The organism is Micromonospora sp. M51 (assembly GCF_018070305.1).
Taxonomy (GTDB): Bacteria; Actinomycetota; Actinomycetes; order Mycobacteriales; family Micromonosporaceae; genus Micromonospora; species Micromonospora parva.
On sequence record NZ_JAGPXZ010000755.1, the window covers coordinates 1 to 2,856 of the forward strand.

Genomic DNA, 2,856 nt, shown 5'->3' on the forward strand with positions numbered 1-2,856 from the left:
CGCTCGGGGTCCCCGGTCAGTCGGGGTTCCGCGTTTTCCCAGGCGGAGAACTGGGCCCGGTCCTCACCCCACTCCACGAGCCGTTGGGCGCCGTCGAGGACGATGCCGGTCCAGCGGCCGGTGAGACCCTGCACCACGGCCTCGGCCAGCGGGAAGAGGACCTCCGCGCGCGGGTCGGAGCGCAGTGTCCTGCCGAGGAACGCGTGCAGCTTCGGTTGCAGGTCGACCGCTGCCAGCACGCCGGCCACCTCACCGGGCAGCGGCGCGAACGGCAGGATCCGGGTGGCCGCCCAGAGGGTCAGACCCAGCGCGTCCGAGGCGAGCGCGCCGAGGGTGCGCGGGTTGTGGGGGCCCTCCTCGGGCGGGTGCGGGGGTGGGATCTCCGGGTCGGGCTCGTGATCGCAGGTCCGTTCGACCCGGCTGATGGTGGCGATGAGGTCGTCGAGATCCGGTTCGGGGGCCTGCACGGCCACCACCACCCGCCCGGATGGAGCGTTCACCCTGGCCCAGGCCACCCCGGGCATCCGCTCCAGCGCACCCTCGACCTGCCGGGCGAGCTGGTCGCCGCCCTCCTGGCACACGCCGTGCACCTCGATGTGGTGCCGACCGGGGCGTGACCAGACCCGACGCCGGCTGAGCCCGACCGACCGGGCCAGCCGGGTCGCGGCCGACCCGACGGTCCGGGACGCCTCGCCGATCAGGTGCGGCACGCCGAAGGACGGCAGGATGCGGCCGGCAGCGCGACCCGCCGCCGTCATCGAGGCGTACGGCTGGACGGACGCCAGCCCGGCTCCCTGTTGCCGCTGGTCCTGACCTTGGCCATGTCGTCCTCCCACCGCGCTCACGTCCGGCGGCCTGGCTTCCCGACCTGCCATCCGTTATGCCCCCTGAGCGGCGGAATTTTCCGTCGTCGCTGGCGCATGGACGGGTTGGGCCGTGGAATCCGACGAGCATCACCGGACATGGGGAGGCCGGCATGAGCACGCTGACGCGACATCTCAACGGTTCGCGGGAGAACATGCGGATGTACAGCCGTCGGGTCCAACTGCCGATGCTGGGTGACGTGGCGGTCCCGCCACCGGACAAGGTCGTCTACTACGCCGGGCTCGGCGTGCTCGCCGCGCTACAGGTCATCGAGTGGCCGATCGCTGTGGTGATCACCGCCGGCCACGTGTTGGCAGACCAGCATTTTTCCGGTCTGGCGCGCGGTCTCGGGGAGGTTCTGCAGGACGCGTGACGAGAGCCGGGTCACCGGACGGTTGACATGAATCAGGGTTGAGGTCGCATGCTCGGCCGATGTCGAGCACAGCCGTCACCGCCGCACCCACCGCACCAGGGCTCTTCGCACCCCGGTTCCGCGCGATGACGGTGGGCAGCGTCGCGTTGATCTCACTGCTCGCGTTCGAGGCGTTGGCGGTCGGTACGGCGATGCCGACGGTCGCCCGCAGCCTGGACGGGCTGGCGCTCTACGGGATCGCCTTCGGTGGCCCGTTCGCCACCGGTGTGCTGGCCATGGTGGTCTCCGGAATCTGGTGCGACGCCCGGGGGCCTCGCGGACCGATGTGGCACGGCGTCGCCTGGTTCGTGGTGGGGTTGCTGATCGCCGGGACCGCCCCGGTGATGAGCGCGCTCGTCGTCGGGCGGGTCGTGCAGGGTTTCGGCTCCGGGCTGCTCTCGGTGGCGCTCTACGTGATCGTCGGGCACGCGTACCCGCAGGAGCTGCACCGGCGGATCTTCGCGGCGTTCGCTGCGGCGTGGGTCGTACCGTCGCTGGTGGGGCCGGCTGTCGCCGGCCTGATCGTGCAGTACCTGGGCTGGCGGTGGGTCTTCCTGGCGGTGCCGGCGGTGGCGGTGCCGGCGGTGCTGCTGATCCATCCGGGCCTGCGGTCGTTGGGCCGGAGTGTGGCCGCGAGCCCACCGGCGGGCGCGCTCGGCCGGATCGGTTGGGCGTGTGGGGCCGCGGTGAGTGCCGCACTGCTGCACATCGGGGGACAGCAGCGCGGTGCCACCGCCCTGGTGCTGGTCGCGCTCGCCGTGGTTGGCCTGCTGGTCTGCGCCCCGCGACTGCTGCCGGCCGGGTTCCTCCGGGCGGCCCGAGGGTTGCCCACCGTCGTGGGGCTGCGGGGCCTGGCGTCGGCGGCCTTCGTCGGCGCCGAGGTGGTCATTCCGCTGATGCTGTCGCGGGAGCGGGGCCTCTCGCCGACAGCGGCCGGACTGGTCCTCACCGTCGGCGCGTTGGCGTGGTCGGTGGGCTCCTGGTTGCAGGGCCGCATTCCGGTGCCGGCATCGCGGGCCACCCTGCCGCGCGTCGGGCTGGGCTGCATCACGATCGGCACCGCCACTGTGGCGCTGGCCGTCCGGCCCGAGCTCCCGGTGGCTGTCGCCGTTGTCGGTTGGGCTGTCGCCGGTCTGGGCATGGGGTTGCTCTATCCGTCGTTGTCGGTGCTCACGCTGGAGTTCTCCGCGCCCGGTGAGCAGGGTCGCAACAGCTCGTCACTGCAACTGAGCGACTCCCTCTTCGCGGCCACCGTGCTCGCTCTGACCGGGGCTGTGCTGGCGGCCGGGAGTGCGCCCGGCCCGGCCAGCTACACGACGACGCTCGTGGTGGCCGCTGGGCTGGCCCTGCTCGGGGCGGTGCTCGCCGGCCGGGTGGTGGTGGGCGGGGGTGTGCGACAAGGCGGGTGATCCGCGGATTCGGCCGCGTCCCGGCTGCCGGTGCCGGAAGGATGGCGGGCGATGAACCTCCTGACCGTCCTGCCGCTCGCCGTGGTCATGGTCGCCGGGACGCAGCTGGTGGTGGCGGTCTTCCTCGCCTCGTCGGATCGGCCCCGGGCCGCGTCGCTGGGCTTCCTCACC

At 72.7% G+C, this 2,856-nt stretch carries 3 protein-coding genes; 2 read left to right on the top strand and 1 reads right to left on the bottom strand.

What is annotated here, in order from left to right; genetic code table 11:
* The coding region (locus tag KBX53_RS28205; protein ID WP_210862589.1) for a heavy-metal-associated domain-containing protein at nucleotides 1-758 on the bottom strand (758 nt) is incomplete at its 3' end.
* A gap of 218 nt (nucleotides 759-976) precedes the next feature.
* On the opposite strand from KBX53_RS28205, the gene KBX53_RS28210 reads away from it, so the two are divergent.
* A complete protein-coding gene (locus KBX53_RS28210; RefSeq protein WP_210862586.1) occupies nucleotides 977-1,237 on the top strand; it encodes a hypothetical protein in 261 nt (86 codons plus the stop codon).
* A 59-nt stretch (nucleotides 1,238-1,296) separates the two neighbouring features.
* Nucleotides 1,297-2,685: an MFS transporter gene (locus tag KBX53_RS28215; protein WP_210862587.1), complete on the top strand. Its 1,389-nt coding sequence runs from the start codon at nucleotides 1,297-1,299 to the stop codon at nucleotides 2,683-2,685.
* Nucleotides 2,686-2,856 lie beyond the last annotated feature (171 nt).

What these genes read in the sequence shown, in the direction of transcription:
- KBX53_RS28210 (WP_210862586.1), top strand. Translation starts at nt 977, where the DNA reads ATGAGCACGCTGACGCGACATCTCAACGGTTCGCGGGAGAACATGCGG.
- KBX53_RS28215 (WP_210862587.1), top strand. Translation starts at nt 1,297, where the DNA reads ATGTCGAGCACAGCCGTCACCGCCGCACCCACCGCACCAGGGCTCTTC.